Here is a 19,997-nt window from a genome sequence, read left to right on the forward strand (position 1 = left end):
TTAAATTCTAAACACAAACTAATATCCTAAAATGGAAATATTATCTTCTTACAACCTTATTATTGCCGCATCAGTTATTATAATTATCTCTTTTCTATTTAATGGAATTTCAAAAAAAACAAACATACCTTCTGTATTAATGCTCATAATTTTAGGTGTTATACTTAAATATGTATTAGAATTTATTGGCGAAGGTGACATTGACTTTTTTCCATCATTAGAACTTCTTGGTATTGTTGGTCTAATTATGATTGTACTAGAAGCAGCGCTAGAACTAAAACTAAAACGAGAAAAACTTGTACCCATATTAAAATCTATGGCCATAGCCCTTATTGGTTTAATTGCCTCTGCATACGTAGCTGCATTAATTCTCCATGAATTTATAGAAGGCATGACAATGCAATCTGCCTGGCTATATGCAACACCACTATCTATATTATCTAGCGCCATTATTATCCCTAGCGTTAGTGGCTTATCTGAAAACAAAAAAGAATTTCACATATACGAAAGTACATTCTCTGACATTATGGGAATTATGATGTTTTACTTTTTAACAGGAAACCTAAACCCAACAGAAGGTGCAGGTAACGGAGCTGCCGGTTTCGCTGGCAACATTGGACTAACAATTGTTATCTCTATAATTGCGAGTTACGCAATTATCTTAGTTTTTCAACAAATAAAATCTCAAGCAAAACAGTTCTTATTAATAGCTGTTCTATTATTATTATACGCCTTAGGCAAAAAACTACACCTATCATCCTTAATCATAATTTTAATATTTGGTCTTATTATAGCTAATATGAATTTATTTTTTGGAGGTTTCCTCTCTAAATACCTAAACAAGGAGCGTGCAGAACAAATTTACCACGAATTACACATTATAACCTTAGAGACAGCTTTTGTTGTACGCACATTCTTCTTTGTTATTTTCGGTATAACTATAGTAATATCATCCTTATTTAGCATTAACGTAGCCATTACAAGTGTTTTAATTATTGCATCTATCTATATTATTAGATTTATAGTGTTGCGAGTTTTTATTGGCAGCGACATTTTACCTCAATTATTTATTGCTCCTAGAGGCTTAATTACAGTATTATTATTCTACGCTATACCCAAAGAAGCAGAAATAGAAGCATTTGATTCTGGTATTCTACTTTTTGTTATCATCGGAACAAGTTTAATTATGACAGCTGCAATGATCAAGGATAAGCGAAAAATGAACACCCTTTTAGATGAGATCGATGAAGATATAGATGAATTAGACAAGCTACATGACGAAAATAAAAACGAAGACTACAACGAAATAAGCAACAATACAGATCTAGAACTGCCTAAAGAAGAAAGCCTTGACGGTGAAGATCACATAAATCACTAAAAACAAAAAACCCGATATCAAATGATATCGGGTTTTTACTTAATTTTAGTTGGCCCACAAGGACTCGAACCTTGAATGTCGGTACCAAAAACCGGTGTGTTACCAATTACACCATGGGCCAATCTCTGTTAAGAGGATGCAAATTTATAATAAAGTTTCGTTTACACAAAACATTTTTGAAAAAATTTTCAAAACTTTGTTAAACCTTTATAAAATTTTATCTTTCGTATCTCAATTTATCACTAAATTCGCCTTAATTCATAAACAAAACACTGTATGTTCTCTAAGAATTTTAAAAAATGGGATACTACCCTAGGTTGGGCAGCTTTTTTAATCGCTTTAATTACTTATTTAATAACTGTAGAACCTACAGGCAGTTTTTGGGATGCTGGTGAATACATAGCAACATCTGCAAAACTGCAAGTTGGCCACCCACCAGGAGCACCACTACTACAAATGATAGGCGCTTTTTTTGCAATGTTTGCAACAGACGAGACTAAAGTTGCTAGTATGGTAAACTTTGTATCTGGAGCTTCTAGTGCATTTACAATATTATTTATGTTTTGGTCTATTACCAATTTAGCAAAAAAACTTATTCTTAAAGAAGCAAATAGCACACTAACAAACAGCAAGGCAATTGCAATTCTTGGCAGTGGCTTAGTTGGCTCTTTAGCTTTTGCTTTTTCTGATAGCTTTTGGTTTAATGCAGTAGAGACAGAAGTTTATGCAATGGCAAGTTTTGTTATGGCCTTATTACTTTGGCTAGGGCTTAAGTGGATTGATGAATTAGATGACCCTAGAGGAAACCGCTGGATAATTATGATCTCATTTGTTATAGGCCTTACTTTTGGAATACAGTTCATGGGCTTTTTAGCAATACCTACAATTGGACTATTATTTTATTTTAAAAAATACAAAGACACAACAGTAAAAAACTTTTTAATTGCTAACATAGCAGTAATAGCTATTTTAATGCTAGTCTATAAATTCTCCCTAACATATGTACTTATGTTATTTGGTTGGAGTGAAGTATTCTTTATAAACAGTATTGGACTACCTTTTAACTCTGGCTCTATAATTATGGGAGTTATTTTTATTGCTGTTTTTGCCTTTAGCTTAAATTATACCAGAAAAAATAATTTTAAAACAGTAAATACTATTGTTTTGTGTTTAATGTTTTTGTTTTTAGGTTTTTCTTCATGGCTTATGCTACCTATACGCGCTAATGCAGATGTAGTTATAAACGAAAACGACCCATCTGACGCAAGATCCCTACTAGCATACTATAACAGAGAACAATATCCTAGCGTAGACAGCCCTATTTTTGGAGCTTATTATTCTGATGCTTTCTCTTCTGGAGGAGAAAAAAAAGATGGCAAACCTAAGTATGAAAAAAATGAAGCCCTTGGAAAATATGAAATTGTAAACAACTACAAAAACGCAGAACAAGGAGCAGACAAAAAACACGTTGGCCTTTTACCTAGAATGTGGTCTAGGGAAAATGCCGAAAATTACATGACCTATTATGGCGCTCTTGACTTTAAAATAAAACCTAAACATTTAGGAAGTCAAGAATTAAGAGAAATAGCTTCAAGACTAAAAGAAGGCCATGCAAATGGAGACATTGGTACGGAACAATATATCGGTTTTATAAAAGAAGCTGTTAATGAAGATTACATAGAAGTACTACCCCCAAGCATTTGGGATAATGTTAGATATATGTTAGATTTTCAGTTTGGCTATATGTACTGGCGTTACTTTATGTGGAATTTTGTTGGCAAGCAAGACGATATACAAGGCAGATACAACAACCACGGAAATTGGATAAGCGGAATTAACTTTATAGATAGTAGCCTTGTTGGCAGTCAAGAAAACCTACCTAGCGACATACTAGAAAACAAAGGAAGAAACACCTATTTCTTTTTACCTTTAATACTAGGACTAATTGGTATTTTCTTTCAAATTAAAAAAGACCCTAAACAGTTTTGGGCATTATTAGTTTTCTTTTTATTTACTGGTCTAGCCATTCAATTCTACACTAACCCATCTATATTTCAACCCAGAGAAAGAGATTACTCATTAGTTGGCTCTTTTTATGTATTTGCACTTTGGATAGGACTTGGAGTTGCAGGTTTGTATGATGAATTAAGAAAACTAACTTCAGCTAAAATTATAGCTCCAATAATAACTGTTGTTTGCTTATTATCGGTACCAACACTAATGGCTTTTCAAAACTGGGACGACCACGATAGATCTGATAGATTTACCGCCAATAGTACAGCAAGATCTTATTTAGACTCTACAGATGAAAATGTAGGTGCTATTATATTTACTATTGGAGATAATGACACCTTCCCTTTATGGTACCTACAAGAGATTGAAGGCTACCGTACAGATGTACGTGTAATAAACACAAGTTTATTTGCCACGGATTGGTACATAGACCAAATGAAGAAAAAAGCATACACAAGTGACCCTATACCGTCCCAACTAACACACGACAAATACAAATATGGCTCACGTGATGTTATTTACGAGCAACCGCTACCTCAATTTAAAGATAAGAGGTTAGACATAAAAGATTTTATGAACTGGATTGGGAGCGATAAACCACAGAATAAACTAAGATATATTTACGCAAAACAAGGCGCAGATCTTAGTCAGTACCCTGACAATCTATTAGACCTAGTATATTACCCAACAAATAAAATACGCATACCAGTTAATAAAGAAAATGTTTTAGCTAGTGGTATTGTTAAACCAGAAGATGCAGATTTAATTGTAGACCATATAGATATAGACCTACCAGGATATTTAAGTAAGAACCGCTTACTAATGCTAGACTTACTTGCCAATAACGACTGGAAACGTCCTATATACTTCTCTGGAGGTAGTTTTGATAATGGTGAATACATTTGGATGAAAAACTATTTACAGTTAGATGGTTTAGCATACAAATTAGTACCTATTAAAACGACAAACCCAAGTCCTTATGATATGGGTCGCATAGATAGCGAGTTAATGTATAGCATTGTTAAAAAATGGAAATGGGGTAATTCAGGTAGCTCTAAAATATACCACGACCCACAAACAAGATCTCAATCTATTAGCTTTAGAGGTAATTTAGCTAGATTAACAGAACAGCTTCTAGAAGAAAACAAAATAGAGAAAGCTAAAGAGATTATAGACATAGCTATGACTAATATGCCTGTAGACTATTTTGGTTACTACGCATTTGTAGAACCTTTTGTAGATGGTTATTATAAAGTAGGCGAAACCAAAAAAGCAAAAGATTTATACACCCAACTTAAAACTAAGTACCAAGAAAATCTAGCGTATTACAAGACACTAGATTTAGATCTGCAATACAATAGAGAGAATGAAATACTTGGTGATCTAGAAAGCTACTTTAGATTGGTTAACATACTAAAAACAAACAATGACCCTGACGCAGAAAAAGAAGAATTAATTGCACAAGAACTCCTAAGAAAGTTTGAACACTTAAGAGGAGCTAAAAGAATACAATTAGAAGAAGAGAGACCTAGAGAAGAACCTTTAACTGATCCTGACTTGCAAGACTCTAATAAAATAATAGATACAAACAACACAGAACAAGAAGAAGCCGGCAACTAATTAGTGCCAGCTTCTTTTTATAATAAAATAAGTTTAAGATTGTTTTTTACAAATAATCATTAAGCAAAGTAATAAGTGTATTGGCGTCTTGCTCTCCGCTTTGGCGCCATACCATTTCTCCGTTTTTGTAAATCATTAATGTAGGCAACCCCTTAACACGTAGTGCCTGAGCCAATTCTTTATTCTTATCTACATCAATTTTAATAATTTTACCTTTATCACCTAAAGCAGCTGCTACATCCCTTAAAACAGGGTGCATTAACGATGACTGTTCATTCCATTCTGCATAAAAATCTAGCAAAACTGGCACGTTTAAATCTATAAGTTCTCCAAATTTAGACATAAATAAATCTTAGGGTTGTTAATCAAAAGTAAGAAAAATTGTTAAAACAAAAAGTTTAGCAACTATTATTACGCTTTTACAAGTTGCAAAAACTACGCCAACTCTTTCTTTTTTAGTGTTATTACAGTAATTTCTGGCCATATACCTACCCTACCCGGATATCCTAAATAACCAAAACCACGGTTTACATTTATATACTGCCCCATCTCTTTGTAAATACCCGCCCAATAGCGGTACCTCCATTTAATAGGACTCCATTTTATCCATCCAGGAATCTCAATTCCAAATTGCATACCATGTGTATGCCCACTTAAGGTTAAATGGTAGTGATAATCATCTTTAATAACCTCATGTTCCCAATGAGATGGATCATGACTCATTAGTATTTTAAAATCGTCCTTAGACACTTTAGAGCTAGCTTTTGTTAAATCTCCAGCCTTTTTAAAACCACCTACACCCCAGTTCTCTACACCAACTAAAGCTATTTTATCATCTCCTTTTTGCAAGAATCTACTATCATTCAAAAGCAAATCAAAACCAATTTCATTTTGAATACTTTTTAACTTATCTAGATTTCCTTCTTTTAATTCTTCAGTTTCCCAATCTACATAGTCACCATAATCATGATTACCCAAAACAGAAAATTTACCATCCTTAGCTTCTAACTTAGAAAACACATGCTTCCAAGGCTCCATTTCATCAGCAATATTATTTACCATATCACCAGTAAACAATAAAACATCACTCTTCTGATCATTAATTAAGTCTATTGCATATTTTATTTTCTCCTCATCATCAAAACTACCACTATGTATATCTGATATTTGTGTAATCTGATATCCATCAAAAGCATCGGGTAAATCATCAAAAGCCAATTCATACTTTAAAACCTTAAAGTTATACTTACCTTTTACCATACCATACAACAATGCACCAAAAGGCAAAGCAGCAAGACCCAAACCTATTAAACTTAAAAAACGTCTACGACTTGGCAATGTAAACTCTTTAGACACCCCAAAAAACTTAGAATAAACCCCCGCAAAAACTCGCACTATATCTTCAAAAAACAAAAATACAAGCAACACTAAGTTAAACGCCATAACACTTAACAAAAGGCCAAAAGCATAACTCATAGATAAGCTTATTACACGCCCTTTATTACCTACGCTAAACTGATATATAAAGTTACCTACAGCTAACAAAGAAACCACTATATATAAATAATGTAGCCAACTAATTTTAGTTGCTGTTTTTAAAGCTTGAAAAGCATAGAGCCCAAAAACAGCATAAATAATTACAAAAATAATCCAACGAAGCATAGTCTACTTTTTTTTGCAAAGGTATTTGTTTGATAAAGAGAATCTCCTATTTAAGACTTATTTAACAAAGCAACCACTTGCTCTATAGTATCTACACTAGAAATAGCCACTTGGTTTTCCTCTAAAAAAGAAACCGAATTCATTGACAAAGGAACACTAGAATTTAATGTTTTATAAAACTTTACCCCAGACATATGTAACGCTTTAAAACCTTCTTTTTTAAACTTATTTATAGCATTAAGTTTTACACCTCCTCCAGGCATAACTACACAAGTAGTAGACATTTTATGTAATTTATACAACAAAGAAAAACCTAGAGGCGCACTTACTTCTTGCCCCGAAGACAACACATAATCTACACCCATATCTTGCAAGTCCTTAAATGTACTAATAGGATCTACAACCCAGTCAAAAGCTCTATGAAATGTAAAATTTAACCCTTTAGATTCCTTAATTAACTCTTGAGTTCTTACAGTGTCTAACGTAAAATTTTTATGTAAAACACCAGAAACTACACCATTACAACCCAACTCTACACACATTCGAATATCCTGCAGCATAACATCAAACTCTGTTTTAGAATAAGTAAAATCACCACTTCTTGGTCTAATTAAAACATGTACAGGTATAGTTATTGCATCCAGAACAGCTTTTAACAAACCATAAGAAGGAGTTACACCACCAATGCCAAGCTCCATACACAACTCTATTCTATTAGCACCAGCTTTTTCTGCATTTAAGGCAGATTCCAACGAATTTGCGCACACTTCTACAATCATATTCATTATATTTAAAGCCTAAAATTAGTCAACCTACTATTATGAATCGAAGAAAGTTTTTAAAAAATTCATCTTTAAGCACAGCCGGAATTATATCTGCTCCAATTTTAGCTTCCTGTGAAAACAAAAAGCCAGTTGCAGCTATAGAGGAATCAAAAACAATTAAACCTATAGCTATTTGCACCTGGAATTTTAAAAATGCAAATGACAAAGCCTGGGATGTTCTTGCTAAAGGCGGAAATTCTTTAGACGCAGTAGAGCAAGGCGTAATGATTGAAGAGGCCGACATAAACAACAACACAGTAGGTATTGGCGGAAGACCAGATCGTGATGGAAATGTAACTTTAGATGCCTGCATTATGGACAAAGATGGGAATTGCGGAGCTGTAGTTTACCTACAGAATATTGTACACCCTGTTTCTGTTGCTCGTAAAGTAATGGAAAAAACACCACACATAATTTTAGCAGGTAAAGGCGCAGAACAGTTTGCATATGAGCAAGGGTTTAAAAAAGAAAACTTACTTACTGAGAAATCTAAAAACGATTGGCTAGAATGGAAAAAGACTTCTAGATACGAAACCATTATTAACATAGAGAACCACGACACTATTGGAATGCTAGCAATGGACAAAAATGGAGACATTTCTGGAGCTTGTACCACTAGCGGCATGGCATATAAAGTTGGCGGTCGGGTTGGCGACTCCCCTATTATTGGCGCTGGTTTATTTGTAGATAATGAGGTTGGTGGCGCAACAGCAACCGGTGTTGGCGAAGAAGTAATAAGAACGGTTGGCAGTTTTTTAATTGTAGAATTAATGCGCCAAGGAAAATCACCACAAGAAGCCTGCGAAGAGGGCGTTAAAAGAATTATGGCTAAAAACAAAAACCGAGAAGATTTTCAAATAGGCTTTTTAGCAATGAATAAAAAAGGAGAAACAGGCGGTTATTGTGTACATCCAGGTTTTACATACCGTAAGGCTACTATCGAAAATAACACCAACGAACAAGTAAATTCTTTTTACAAGAAAGACTAAATACAAAACAACAATTAGTAGTTTTGGCACTTAATTATAGAATATAAAATGGCAGATCAAAAAAGACTTTTTTTATTAGATGCATTCGCTTTAATCTTTAGAGGATATTACGCATTTATAAAAAATCCAAGAATAAACTCAAAAGGACTAGACACATCGGCAATATTAGGCTTTACAAACTCCTTATTAGATGTAATTAAAAGAGAAAGACCAGACCATTTAGCAGTTTGTTTTGATCGTGGCGGAAGCGTAGATCGTGTAGAAATGTTTGAAGCCTACAAAGCAAATCGCGATGCCACCCCAGAAGCAATAAAACTTGCCATACCTTATATAGAAGAAATATTAAGAGCAATGCACATACCCGTAATTGTAAAAGAAGGGTATGAAGCTGATGATATCATAGGTACACTTGCCAAAAAAGCAGAAAAAGAAAACTATAAAGTTTTTATGGTTACACCAGATAAAGATTTTGCTCAGCTAGTATCTGAAAACATTTTTATGTACAGACCTATGTTTGGTGGCGGGTACGAAACTTGGGGTATTCCTGAGGTTCAAAAAAAGTTCGAAATAGAAAGACCAGAACAAGTTATAGATTATCTAGGTATGATGGGAGATTCTGTAGATAACATTCCTGGCTTGCCTGGTGTTGGCGAAAAAACAGCAAAGAAATTTTTAGCAGCTTACGGCAGTATGGAAGGGCTACTAGAAAATACCCATGAACTAAAGGGCAAAATGAAAGAAAAGATAGAAGCCAACAAAGAGCTTGGACTACTTTCTAAAAAACTTGCTCGCATTATGCTAGATGTCCCAGTTGAATTTAATGAAAAGGAATACGAATTAGACCAACCAGATTTAGCAAAAGTTACTGCAATCTTTGAAGATCTAGAATTTAGAAGACTTGCAGACAATCTTATAAAAACATTTGCAACAGAAGCAACAACAAACACAACAGACAATACATCTGAAAAAGCATCTAAAAAACAAGACAAAACTAGTGCAGCAGGTGCTGGCCAGTTTTCTCTATTTGGCGGTGGAGATGCCCCATCTGCTACAGAAATACAACAAGAATTGTCTAGCAGAAAAACAAGTAAAGACATACCACACGTTTACCAAAGTGTAGCCCCTGGTATGGCTATGAAATTGTTTATTCAAAATTTAATGAAGCAAACTTCTGTTTGTTTTGACACAGAAACAACAGGCCTAAACCCACTTACTGCAGAACTTGTAGGCATTGCTTTTTCTTGGGAAGCTAGCAAAGGTTTTTACATTCCTTTTCCAGAAGACAGAGACCAAGCTCAAGAACTTATAGAACAATTACGTCCGTTTTTTGAAAACGAAACAATTGAAAAAATAGGTCAGAATTTAAAGTACGATATTAAAGTATTACGCAAATACAACCTTATTATTAAAGGAACATATTTTGACACTATGTTAGCACATTATCTTATTAACCCAGATATGAGGCACAATATGGAAGTCTTAGCCGAAACATATTTAAACTACAGCCCTATTTCTATAACAGAGTTAATTGGCAAAAAAGGCAAAAATCAATTGTCTATGCGTCAAGTTCCTTTAGAACAACAAACAGAATATGCGGTTGAAGATGCAGATATCACCCTACAATTAGCTAGTCAATTTAGGCCGGAACTTACAGAGGCTAAAACAGAAGACCTATTTAAAGATATTGAAATTCCGCTACTAAGTGTTTTAGCAGATATGGAACTAGAAGGCATAAACCTAGATGTAGCTTTTTTAAATTCTTTATCCGAGGAACTAAATTCTGATATCAAAAATTTGGAAACTAGCATTTACGAAGCCGCTGGCGAAGAATTTAACATAGCATCACCAAAGCAATTAGGAGAAATACTTTTTGGAAAATTAAAACTAGTAGACAAACCTAAAAAAACGAAGACAGGTCAATACTCTACAGCAGAAGACGTATTATCTTACTTAGCACAAGACCACGAAATAATTAAAAATATTATAGAGTACAGAGGTTTAGCCAAATTAAAAAGCACATACATAGATGCTTTACCAGACCAAGTAGAAGAAGTTACAGGACGTGTACACACAGACTATATGCAAACAGTTGCAGCCACAGGAAGATTAAGCAGCAACAACCCTAACCTACAAAATATACCTATACGTACAGAACGTGGCAGACAAGTAAGAAAAGCATTTATACCAAGAGATGAAAACTACACCTTATTAGCTGCAGATTATTCACAAATAGAACTACGTATTATTGCCGCCCTAAGTGATGAAACAACAATGATAGAAGCCTTTAAAAACGGAGAAGATATTCACGCTTCTACTGCTTCTAAAGTATTTAATGTACCTCTAGAAGAAGTTACAAGAGAACAACGTAGCAATGCCAAAACTGTAAACTTTGGTATTATTTATGGTGTATCTGCATTTGGACTTAGCAACCAAACAGACTTAAGCAGAGGCGAATCTAAAGAGCTTATAGAAGCATACTACGAAACCTACCCTAAGCTTAAAAAGTATATGGCTGAGCTAGTAGACTTTGCAAGAGATAATGGATATGTACAAACCGTACTAGGCAGACGTAGATATTTAAAAGATATTAATTCTAGAAACGCAGTTGTTCGTGGTGCTGCAGAACGTAACGCGGTTAATGCACCTATACAAGGTAGTGCTGCAGATATTATTAAAATTGCAATGATTAATATTCACAAGAAACTTACACAAGGTAATTTTAAAACAAAAATGCTTTTACAAGTACATGATGAATTGGTTTTTGACGCACACAAAACAGAACTAGAAGAAGTAACTCTGCTTATTAAAACCGAAATGGAAAACGCATACAAACTTGCCGTGCCATTAGACGTAGAAATAGGTATTGGAGAAAACTGGTTAGTTGCACACTAAACAATTTATACCAATAAAAAAAGGCTCGATAGAAATTTCTATCGAGCCTTTTTTATTACAAATTTAAACAGTGTTACTTTTTTGTAAAAACGACATTTAAACCTGCGTAATTATCTTCATCTATATCTTCTCCTGCAATAGTTAATGTATTGCCATCTAAAGCTATTTTTGTAACCGTTTTATCCCCATTAGGATCCGTAATAGTTAATTCATCTTCATTTAACTCCCAAAGACCTACTAAAGTATCAGTCTGCTCAGGACAATCTACCTCTAAGCCCGTTGCCGTAGCATTAACCTCAATGTGATTTAATTTACTTTTTCCAACAAAAGTATTATCAGCATTAAATGTATATGTAAATAAATTACACCCTTGACTTATTAAATCTTTTGCAATTTCTTGCGGCAAACTTACGTTTGAAGACTCCTCTCTAGTAACATCGGAAATCTCCCAAGTACCTACCAAACTATTCTCTGAAAACATTTCTTTTTCACTATCTGTAGAACAAGAAAAGTTCAAAAAACAAATAGCTGCGATAAATAATATACTTTTTTTAATCATTTTTTTTGAGTTATTAATTCTAAATAAAAAACGCAAATTACTGTTTTATAGTATAAAACAACAATCTAACTTATAAAATAAACCTATACGTAGCCTTTAATAATAGAGTATTATCCTTTTTACGATCTAATATTTGCTGATTTAAACTTCTACCTAAAGCATCAGACGGATTAGCATCCCCCGTAAGCCCTTGTGACCAAACTAAAAATATCTCTGACCCAGGAATATACTCCCATCGCAATACCAAATTAGACCTAAACTGCACAAAAGAAAAGTCAGGATCTTCAAACTCATAGTCAGATGTTGAATCTAAATCTTCATCAACAGAATACACATCGCCAGTCTTTGTTATTTGGCTATCACTATATAATGCAATCCTATTATCTATACTACTCGCTGTAGGATCTGCAACATAGTTAAATTTAGAATATCGACCTCTAGAAATAAAAGGTTGTCCATAATACTGTAAACTTAAATTTGGATTTAAATTATAATTTAAACGTATAGAACTACTAAATGTTTTCTGATCAATTTCTCCTAAAACATATCTAGTTGCAGCATTAATTGTACGCTGCGCTATATATTGTGTTTTGCTATTTTCTGTAGAAAACTCATTATCCATAGACAAACTAAAAGCATCTATAGGCTGATAAGTAAACCTAAACACATATCTATTATAAGTAAATGTATTTTCTGCTCCTCTATTACCCACAAAACCCACAGTGGAGTAAAACTTTTTTCTGTTATCAGAACCCGCAAACAATGCCAAGCCACCTTCCTTAGCAAAACGCCAACGAGGCCCACTACGCAAATGAGCATTACTATAAAAAACAGGATTATAGGTAGCCTCTACCTCTGTCCACCAATTATTTTTATAACTAATATTACCACTAAACTCATAAGCCATCCTATTATAATTACCATCAAAATCAAAAGTAGAATACTGTCCTAATTGTAAACGTATATTTCTATAAAAACTAGTTGGTTTTAAATACAAGCGTTGCACCTCTGCAAACTGAGTAATTTTATCTGCTTGGCGCAAAAAACCAATATCATTTAGCTCTAACTCCGGAGAATACCAAAGTACACCGCCCTCATAACGCCAATTACCACCACCAGCTTTACCAAACTCTAATTTACCACCAGTGCCCGTTAAAGAGGTCCTATTCTCATCGAGTTTTATATGCCCAGCATCTACTCTATTAAATAAATGTGTAATAGATTTTTGCGTTCTTGCTATAGATTCCTTAGAACCAGAAACAGTGCTTGCAACCACATTACCCTCTATATAATACTCTCTATTTTTCCAATTATGCTTAAAATCGACTCCAGCAGAAACCGCAGATTCCCGTAAAAAATCTAAATTATCTTCGAGCCTTCTGTTTGTAGAAGTAAAAATTGCACCCACATAGGAGTTTCTACTATTAAAATCTTTTTGAGCTCTTGCCACCAAATAATTAGTAAGCGGCTCCACAAGCTCGTCTCTTTTTTCTCCGTTACTATCTATTTCTGCATACATTTTACCCGTTACACTCTCTAACAAACCTAGAGACCAACCACTTTTAGTTTTACCAGAAAATTTTGCCGCTCCAAGAATTGTAGTGTTTTTAGGAACATCCATAAATTCCCCATCTTGTAATTGCGGTCTACCATGAGGATTACGACCTATACGCCTACTGTAAAACAAATTGTCTTGTCCGCTCGCAAATTCGTAATCAAAAATATTTTTATTTTCAACAAAAAACGGACGTTGCTCTTTAAAGAAAATCTGAAAACCATCTAAAGCAATTGCACCAGGATCAGCTTCAACCTGTCCAAAATCTGGATTTACGGTAAGATCTAAAGTTAAATCATTTGTAATACCAATTTTTGCATCTAACCCTCCATTTAAATCAAAATCCGAACCATCTCTATAAGGATTACCTGGCTCTTTTGGGTAACTGTCGTATTGATTAACAACAAAAGGCTGTATCTCTAATTGCTTCTGTGGTTTTATATTACGCAAGCCTCTTAGCTCGCCAAATTCACTTACATAACCAGATGATTCAAGAGGAATACGCTGCCAAATAGACCTCTCTTCTTCCCTAAAAATTCTTCTTTTAACCTGTAGACCCCAAATTTGTTCTGCAGCATCACCAAATTTTAATTGACTAAATGGTATTTTTAATTCTGCAGTCCACCCCTCTTCATCTAACTTAGAACTACCATACCAAATAGGGTTCCAACTGCTATCCCAACTGCTACCATTTTCAGATATAAACTCGTCTCCTTTTACACCTGCAACAGTAAATGTAAATGAAAAAGCAGTTCTTTTATCGTTGTAACTATCTATGTTAATTTCTACCCAATCACCCTGAAATCCGTCTCTTCTAGACAAACGTTTTTCAATTTTATCTAACTCACTATCATAACATTTAAATGCTATGTACAAGAATTTATCGTCGTAAATAATTTTAAATTTAGTTGGCTGTGTAGGGGTAGTATTTTCATCTGGTCTCCATTCAACAAAATCACCTTGCCACTCTGAATTTTGCCAAGCATCGTCTGCTAAATATCCGTCAATAATTGGAGATTTTTTATTTTCTACACTATTTGTAGTGTATACCCTTTTTGGAACTTGTATATTTGCACTTTCTTGTGAAAAAAGTGAAAAAGTAAAAAATACTATTACACTCGTTAGACTAAACTTTAACATTGGTGATTATGGTTATAATTTAATAGATGGTGTAAAAATAGCACTACTGTTGCATAATTATCTCTTTAAAACACTTTTTTTTATTAAAATCGAAAATTATAAAGCTTCGAGATTCAAGAAAATTACGGCTTTTAGAGCAAACAAAAAAAATAAACGGAAATAAGCATTTGTATTTCAAGTAAATAATTGTACATTTGCACCCCGTTTATCGGGATTAAGTAAATAATAAAAAAATATTAGTGTGGATACATTAAGCTACAAGACAATTTCAGCCAATAAAGCAACCGTTTCTAAGGAATGGTTATTGGTAGATGCTGAAGGAGAAACATTAGGTCGTTTCGCTTCTAAGGTTGCAAAAATCTTAAGAGGAAAGAACAAACCTAATTTTACACCACATGTGGACTGTGGGGATAACGTAATTGTTATCAATGCGGAAAAAGTTACCCTTAGCGGTAACAAATGGCAAACTAAGACTTATATAAGACACACAGGTTACCCTGGTGGTCAAAGGTCTCAGACAGCTATTGAAATGTTGGAGAAGAACCCAGCACGTGTAGTGGAAAAATCTATTAAAGGTATGTTACCTAAAAATAGATTGGGAGCAGAACTTTTTCGTAACCTTAAAGTTTACGTAGGTCCTGATCACAACCAAGAAGCGCAAAAACCAAGAGCAATAAACTTAAAGGACTTATAATGGAGGTAATTCATAAGATAGGCAGACGTAAAACTGCTGTTGCACGTATATACGTTTCTGAAGGAAGCGGTAATATCACAATCAACAAAAAGGATTTAAATGATTATTTCCCTACAGCTACTTTACAGTACAAAGTAAAACAACCATTTGCTTTAACTAGCAATGAAGAGAACTTTGACGTAAAAGTAAATGTTTTCGGAGGAGGTATCACTGGACAAGCAGAAGCTATTAGATTAGCAATATCTAGAGCAATGTGCGAGGTAGATGCAGAGAACAGATTAATACTTAAGCCAGAAGGTCTTTTAACAAGAGATCCAAGAATGGTAGAGCGTAAGAAATTCGGTCAGAAAAAAGCCCGTAAGAAATTTCAATTCTCTAAACGTTAAGAATATATTCCGGAACTTTGTTCCGGTTTTTTTACATCAGATTTTTTCTGATTTATATACCCGTTGGCTTTGCCAACATAACAAGTTCATTGATAGTCTTTAGAATATATCTAAAGCATAAAATTAAAACAAGTTGTCGTTGTTTTCTATTACCATAATAGAAAGCACTAGTTTAGCATCTAAATGTTAAAGACTGCATACGCACTACTTTAGCATTGCTAAGTAAAACGGAACGTAAACTATTACAAACAAAATGGCAAACAAAATTGAAGTAAAAGACTTATTAGAAGCAGGTGTACACTTTGGACACCTTACAAGAAAGTGGAACCCGAATATGGCACCATACATTTATATGGAGCGTAACGGTATACACGTTATTAACTTGTACAAAACAGCTGCAAAAATTGAAGAAGCTAATGAAGCTCTTAAAAAAATAGCAGCATCAGGTAGAAAAATACTTTTCGTAGCTACCAAAAAACAAGCAAAAGACATCGTTGCAGACAAAGCAGGAAAAGCAAATATGCCTTACATCACAGAAAGATGGCCAGGTGGTATGCTAACTAACTTTGTTACTATCCGTAAAGCCGTTAAGAAAATGGCTTCTATTGATAGAATGAAAAAAGATGGTACTTTTTTAACTTTATCTAAAAAAGAACGTTTACAAGTAGACCGTTTAAGAGCTAAATTGGAGAAAAACTTAGGTTCTATCTCTGATATGACTCGTTTACCAGGAGCTTTATTTATTGTTGATACAATGAGAGAGCACATTGCAGTTAAGGAAGCTTTAAAATTAAACATTCCTATTTTTGCTATGGTAGATACAAACTCTGACCCTAGACCTATCGATTACATAATCCCATCTAATGATGATGCTTCTAAATCTATTGAAGCTGTATTATCTCATGTTTCTGATGCTATTATAGAAGGTTTAGCAGATCGTAAGTCTGACAAACAAGCTGAAAAAGAAGGAAAAGAAACTGCGGCTCCTAAAGCAAAAGCAACTCCAAAAACAGAAGTTGCTCCTAAAGCAGAAGCTACATCTACAGATGATTTAACTAAAGTTGAAGGAATAGGTCCTAAAATTGGAGAGATTTTCCAAAAAGAAGGAATTAACACTTTTGCTGATTTAGCTGCTAAATCTGTTGAAGAATTAAGCGCAATTTTAACTGCTGCTGGTTCTAGTTTTGCATCTAAAAATCCTGGTTCTTGGCCAAAGCAAGCTAAAATGGCTGCTGAAGGTAAATGGGACGAGCTTAAAGTATGGCAAGACAATACTAAAGGAGGTATAGAGTAATCTAAACCAAACCTTTTATATATAAAAAACAAAATATTAATTTAACATCGCTCTAAGAAAATAGTATTTTCTTAGAGCAATCTTAAAACTTACATAAAATGGCAAAAATTACAGCTGCAGAAGTTAACAAGCTTAGAAAAGCTACTGGCGCAGGAATGATGGACTGCAAAAAAGCATTAGTTGAAGCTGAAGGTGATTTTGACAAAGCAATTGACGTATTACGTAAAAAAGGTCAAAAAGTAGCAGAAAAAAGAGCTGATCGTGACTCTAGTGAAGGAGCTGCAGTTGCTAAAGTTAACGCAGAAGAAAACAAAGGTGTTGCAATTGTATTAGGTTGTGAAACTGATTTTGTTGGAAAAAACGATAACTTTTTAGCACTTGCTAACCAATTAGGAGATTTAGCTTTAAATTACAATTCTAAGGAAGAGTTTTTAGCTGCTGATTTTGGTGGTATGACTGTTGCTGAGAAATTAGTTGAGCAAACTGGTGTTATTGGTGAAAAATTAGAAATCAATGCTTTTGAGACTGTAGAGGCTCCTTACGTTGGTTCTTACATACACATTAACAAAATTGCTGCTGTAGTAGGTTTTTCTGCTAAAGTAGATAACGTTGAAACTTTAGGTAAAGATGTTGCTATGCAAATTGCATCTATGGGTGCTAGCACTTTATCTTACAAAGATTTTGACCCTGCTTTTGTAGCATCTGAAACAGAAGCTAGAATTGCTGTTATAGAAAAAGATAATATTGAGTTAGGTCGTTTAGGAAAAACTCTTAAAAACGTACCTCAATACATCTCTATGGCTCAATTAACTCCAGAAGTTATGGCAACTGCAGAAGAAGATGCTAAGGCACAACTTAAAGCAGAAGGCAAGCCAGAACAAATATGGGATAAAATTTTACCAGGTAAAATGGAAAGATTTGTATCTGATAACACAACTCTTGATCAAGAGCAGTGTCTATTAGACCAAAACTTTATTAAAGATGAAAAAATTAACGTAGCATCTTACGTTTCTTCTTACGGTGATGTAACCGTAACATCTTTTAAAAGAGTTGCTCTTGGATAATAAGAACATAAGACATTAAGTCTATTTAAAGCCGTTTTCTTTTTTAAGAAAACGGCTTTTTTATTTTACATAACTAGCTACACCAACAAAATGTTAGAATTAAATATAACAGATACAATACCGTTGATTTTTTTGATTATTTTTGCTAACCATAAACAACGCCAACATGCATTATAAAAGAATACTTTTAAAACTTAGTGGAGAAGCCTTAATGGGCAGCAGACAATATGGGATAGACCCTATTAGACTTGCAGAATACGCTTCAGAGATTAAAGAAGTAGTAGACAAAGGTATTCAAGTAGCAATTGTTATTGGTGGAGGAAACATATTTAGAGGTGTTTCTGGAGCAAGTAACGGCATGGACCGCGTACAAGGAGATCATATGGGTATGCTAGCCACAGTAATAAATGGCTTAGCACTACAAAGTGCTCTTGAAGACGCAGGTATACAAACAAGATTACAAACAGCAATTAAAATTAACGAAGTAGCTGAACCTTTTATAAGAAGAAAAGCAATGAGACACTTAGAAAAAGGTCGTGTTGTAATTTTTGGCGGAGGAACAGGAAATCCGTATTTTACAACAGATTCTGCTGCAGTTTTACGTGCAATAGAAATTGAGGCTGACGTAATACTAAAGGGAACAAGAGTAGATGGTATTTACACATCTGACCCAGAAAAGGATGCTAATGCTACTAAATTTGACAAAATATCTTTTCAAGATGTACTAAACAAAGGTTTAAAAGTAATGGATACTACTGCTTTTACCCTAAGTCAAGAAAACGAATTACCTATTGTAGTTTTTGATATGAACACAAAAGGGAATTTACTTAAACTAGTATCAGGAGAAAACATAGGAACAGAAGTAAATTTATAGTGGTACAATTTGTGAAGTACCTAGACTAAAGACTAACACAATGAACGAAGAAATTAATTTTATAATAGACAGCACAAAAGAAAGTATGAATGGCACAATTAGCCATTTAGAAAAAGCTTTTATTAAAATTAGAGCAGGTAAAGCAAGTCCAGTTATGCTATCTAGCGTAATGGTAGATTATTATGGTTCTTCTACACCTCTAGCTCAGGTTGCCAATATAAATACACCAGACGCAAGAACAATATCTGTTCAGCCATGGGAAAAAAATATGCTTCACGAAATAGAAAAAGCTATTATGAATGCCAATCTTGGCTTTAACCCTATGAACAATGGAGACTTTGTTATTATCAATGTTCCACCATTAACAGAAGAAAGAAGAAAAGATTTAGCCAAACAAGCTAAAGGAGAAGCAGAAGATGCTAAAGTTGGCATAAGAAATGCTAGACAAGAAGCCAACAAAGAAATAAGATCTTTAGACGACGCATCTGAAGATTTAAAAAAGAACGCAGAAGCAGAAGTACAAGAACTTACAAACTCTTATACAAAAAAAATAGATACTTTACTTGCTACAAAAGAGGTTGAGATAATGAAAGTTTAATAAAAAATGACCTGTTAATGAAGGTACTATACAGAGAAGATTTAGGCAAAATACAGCTTATAGACGATATTAAAAGTCAACTAAGTAATGCTAAGATTTTCTCTGTACTTATAATACTAAGTTCTGCCTTAAACATCTTCAACAATCAAGGCAACATTCTTTTTTATGCGTCCCTAGTGTTAATTATTTGCGCAATTGGTTATGCGTATTATATGCTAACAAAAAAATCTTACAAGGAATTTTATTCAAAAAGAGAAATAAAGTGTTTTCAAATTACAAAAACACTAAACATAAAAAAATATAGACTACAACTTAAGAACGGTAAACACAGAGACCTAAACCTCCATAAACTCAACAAAACACTTAAAGAGTTTATAAAATTCTGCAAAGAACATAATATCAAAGTAGAAGATTAATGTTTCTTTACCTTTAATCCGTATTTAAACCCCATTTTT

The 19,997-nt window shown here is 33.9% G+C and carries 15 protein-coding genes and 1 tRNA gene; 10 read left to right on the top strand and 6 right to left on the bottom strand.

The window, feature by feature from the left end:
* Positions 1-31: 31 nt before the first annotated feature.
* The gene (locus BT107_RS09180) at positions 32-1,378 is read left to right on the top strand and encodes a cation:proton antiporter domain-containing protein (protein WP_072303486.1); all 1,347 of its coding nucleotides are present in this window, start codon (positions 32-34) and stop codon (positions 1,376-1,378) included.
* A gap of 49 nt (positions 1,379-1,427) precedes the next feature.
* Here the strand turns inward: BT107_RS09180 and BT107_RS09185 are convergent.
* Positions 1,428-1,499: transfer RNA gene (locus BT107_RS09185), tRNA-Gln, on the bottom strand.
* Between the two features lie 155 nt (positions 1,500-1,654).
* Here BT107_RS09185 and BT107_RS09190 point away from each other — a divergent pair.
* Positions 1,655-5,011 (top strand): protein O-mannosyl-transferase family, encoded by a 3,357-nt coding sequence (locus BT107_RS09190; RefSeq protein ID WP_072303487.1) that lies wholly within the window; start codon positions 1,655-1,657, stop codon positions 5,009-5,011.
* A gap of 46 nt (positions 5,012-5,057) precedes the next feature.
* Here BT107_RS09190 and BT107_RS09195 read toward each other — a convergent pair whose 3' ends face one another.
* From BT107_RS09195 to BT107_RS09205, 3 genes are all read right to left on the bottom strand, one after another.
* On the bottom strand, positions 5,058-5,354 hold the full coding sequence (locus BT107_RS09195; RefSeq protein WP_072303488.1) for a thioredoxin family protein: 297 nt from the start codon (positions 5,352-5,354) through the stop codon (positions 5,058-5,060).
* A gap of 92 nt (positions 5,355-5,446) precedes the next feature.
* The gene (locus BT107_RS09200) at positions 5,447-6,673 is read right to left on the bottom strand and encodes a metallophosphoesterase (protein ID WP_072303489.1); all 1,227 of its coding nucleotides are present in this window, start codon (positions 6,671-6,673) and stop codon (positions 5,447-5,449) included.
* A gap of 50 nt (positions 6,674-6,723) precedes the next feature.
* Positions 6,724-7,452 (bottom strand): copper homeostasis protein CutC, encoded by a 729-nt coding sequence (locus BT107_RS09205; protein ID WP_072303490.1) that lies wholly within the window; start codon positions 7,450-7,452, stop codon positions 6,724-6,726.
* A 41-nt stretch (positions 7,453-7,493) separates the two neighbouring features.
* Here BT107_RS09205 and BT107_RS09210 point away from each other — a divergent pair, with 41 nt between their 5' ends.
* Together BT107_RS09210 and polA are read left to right on the top strand one after the other, a co-directional pair.
* Positions 7,494-8,486, top strand: coding sequence for an isoaspartyl peptidase/L-asparaginase family protein (locus BT107_RS09210; protein WP_072303491.1), 993 nt, complete (start codon positions 7,494-7,496; stop codon positions 8,484-8,486).
* Between the two features lie 48 nt (positions 8,487-8,534).
* Entirely contained in the window at positions 8,535-11,378 is a 2,844-nt protein-coding gene (gene polA, locus BT107_RS09215; RefSeq protein ID WP_072303492.1) for a DNA polymerase I, read from the top strand.
* A gap of 73 nt (positions 11,379-11,451) precedes the next feature.
* On the opposite strand, the gene BT107_RS09220 is transcribed toward polA, so the two are convergent.
* Together BT107_RS09220 and BT107_RS09225 are read right to left on the bottom strand one after the other, a co-directional pair.
* Positions 11,452-11,937, bottom strand: a complete 486-nt coding sequence (locus tag BT107_RS09220) for a lipocalin family protein (RefSeq protein ID WP_072303493.1) — start codon at positions 11,935-11,937, stop codon at positions 11,452-11,454.
* Positions 11,938-12,007: 70 nt separating this feature from the next.
* The gene (locus tag BT107_RS09225; protein WP_072303494.1) at positions 12,008-14,632 is read right to left on the bottom strand and encodes a DUF5916 domain-containing protein; all 2,625 of its coding nucleotides are present in this window, start codon (positions 14,630-14,632) and stop codon (positions 12,008-12,010) included.
* Positions 14,633-14,873: 241 nt separating this feature from the next.
* Between BT107_RS09225 and rplM the strand changes: the two genes are divergently transcribed.
* The 6 genes from rplM (at position 14,874) to frr (ending at position 19,542) form a co-directional block, all read left to right on the top strand.
* Positions 14,874-15,326 (top strand): 50S ribosomal protein L13, encoded by a 453-nt coding sequence (gene rplM, locus BT107_RS09230; protein ID WP_072303495.1) that lies wholly within the window; start codon positions 14,874-14,876, stop codon positions 15,324-15,326.
* The gene (rpsI, locus tag BT107_RS09235) at positions 15,326-15,712 is read left to right on the top strand and encodes a 30S ribosomal protein S9 (protein ID WP_072303496.1); all 387 of its coding nucleotides are present in this window, start codon (positions 15,326-15,328) and stop codon (positions 15,710-15,712) included. The genes rplM and rpsI overlap by 1 nt, the downstream gene beginning before the upstream one ends.
* 253 nt (positions 15,713-15,965) lie before the next feature.
* Positions 15,966-17,006, top strand: a complete 1,041-nt coding sequence (rpsB, locus tag BT107_RS09240) for a 30S ribosomal protein S2 (protein ID WP_072303497.1) — start codon at positions 15,966-15,968, stop codon at positions 17,004-17,006.
* A gap of 98 nt (positions 17,007-17,104) precedes the next feature.
* Positions 17,105-18,070, top strand: a complete 966-nt coding sequence (tsf, locus tag BT107_RS09245) for a translation elongation factor Ts (RefSeq protein ID WP_072303498.1) — start codon at positions 17,105-17,107, stop codon at positions 18,068-18,070.
* Between the two features lie 166 nt (positions 18,071-18,236).
* Positions 18,237-18,944: a UMP kinase gene (gene pyrH / locus BT107_RS09250; protein WP_072303499.1), complete on the top strand. Its 708-nt coding sequence runs from the start codon at positions 18,237-18,239 to the stop codon at positions 18,942-18,944.
* Positions 18,945-18,984: 40 nt separating this feature from the next.
* A complete protein-coding gene (gene frr / locus BT107_RS09255) occupies positions 18,985-19,542 on the top strand; it encodes a ribosome recycling factor (protein WP_072303500.1) in 558 nt (185 codons plus the stop codon).
* The last annotated feature ends 455 nt before the right edge of the window (positions 19,543-19,997 follow it).

This window comes from Cellulophaga fucicola (genome assembly GCF_900119145.1).
GTDB lineage: Bacteria > Bacteroidota > Bacteroidia > Flavobacteriales > Flavobacteriaceae > Cellulophaga > Cellulophaga fucicola.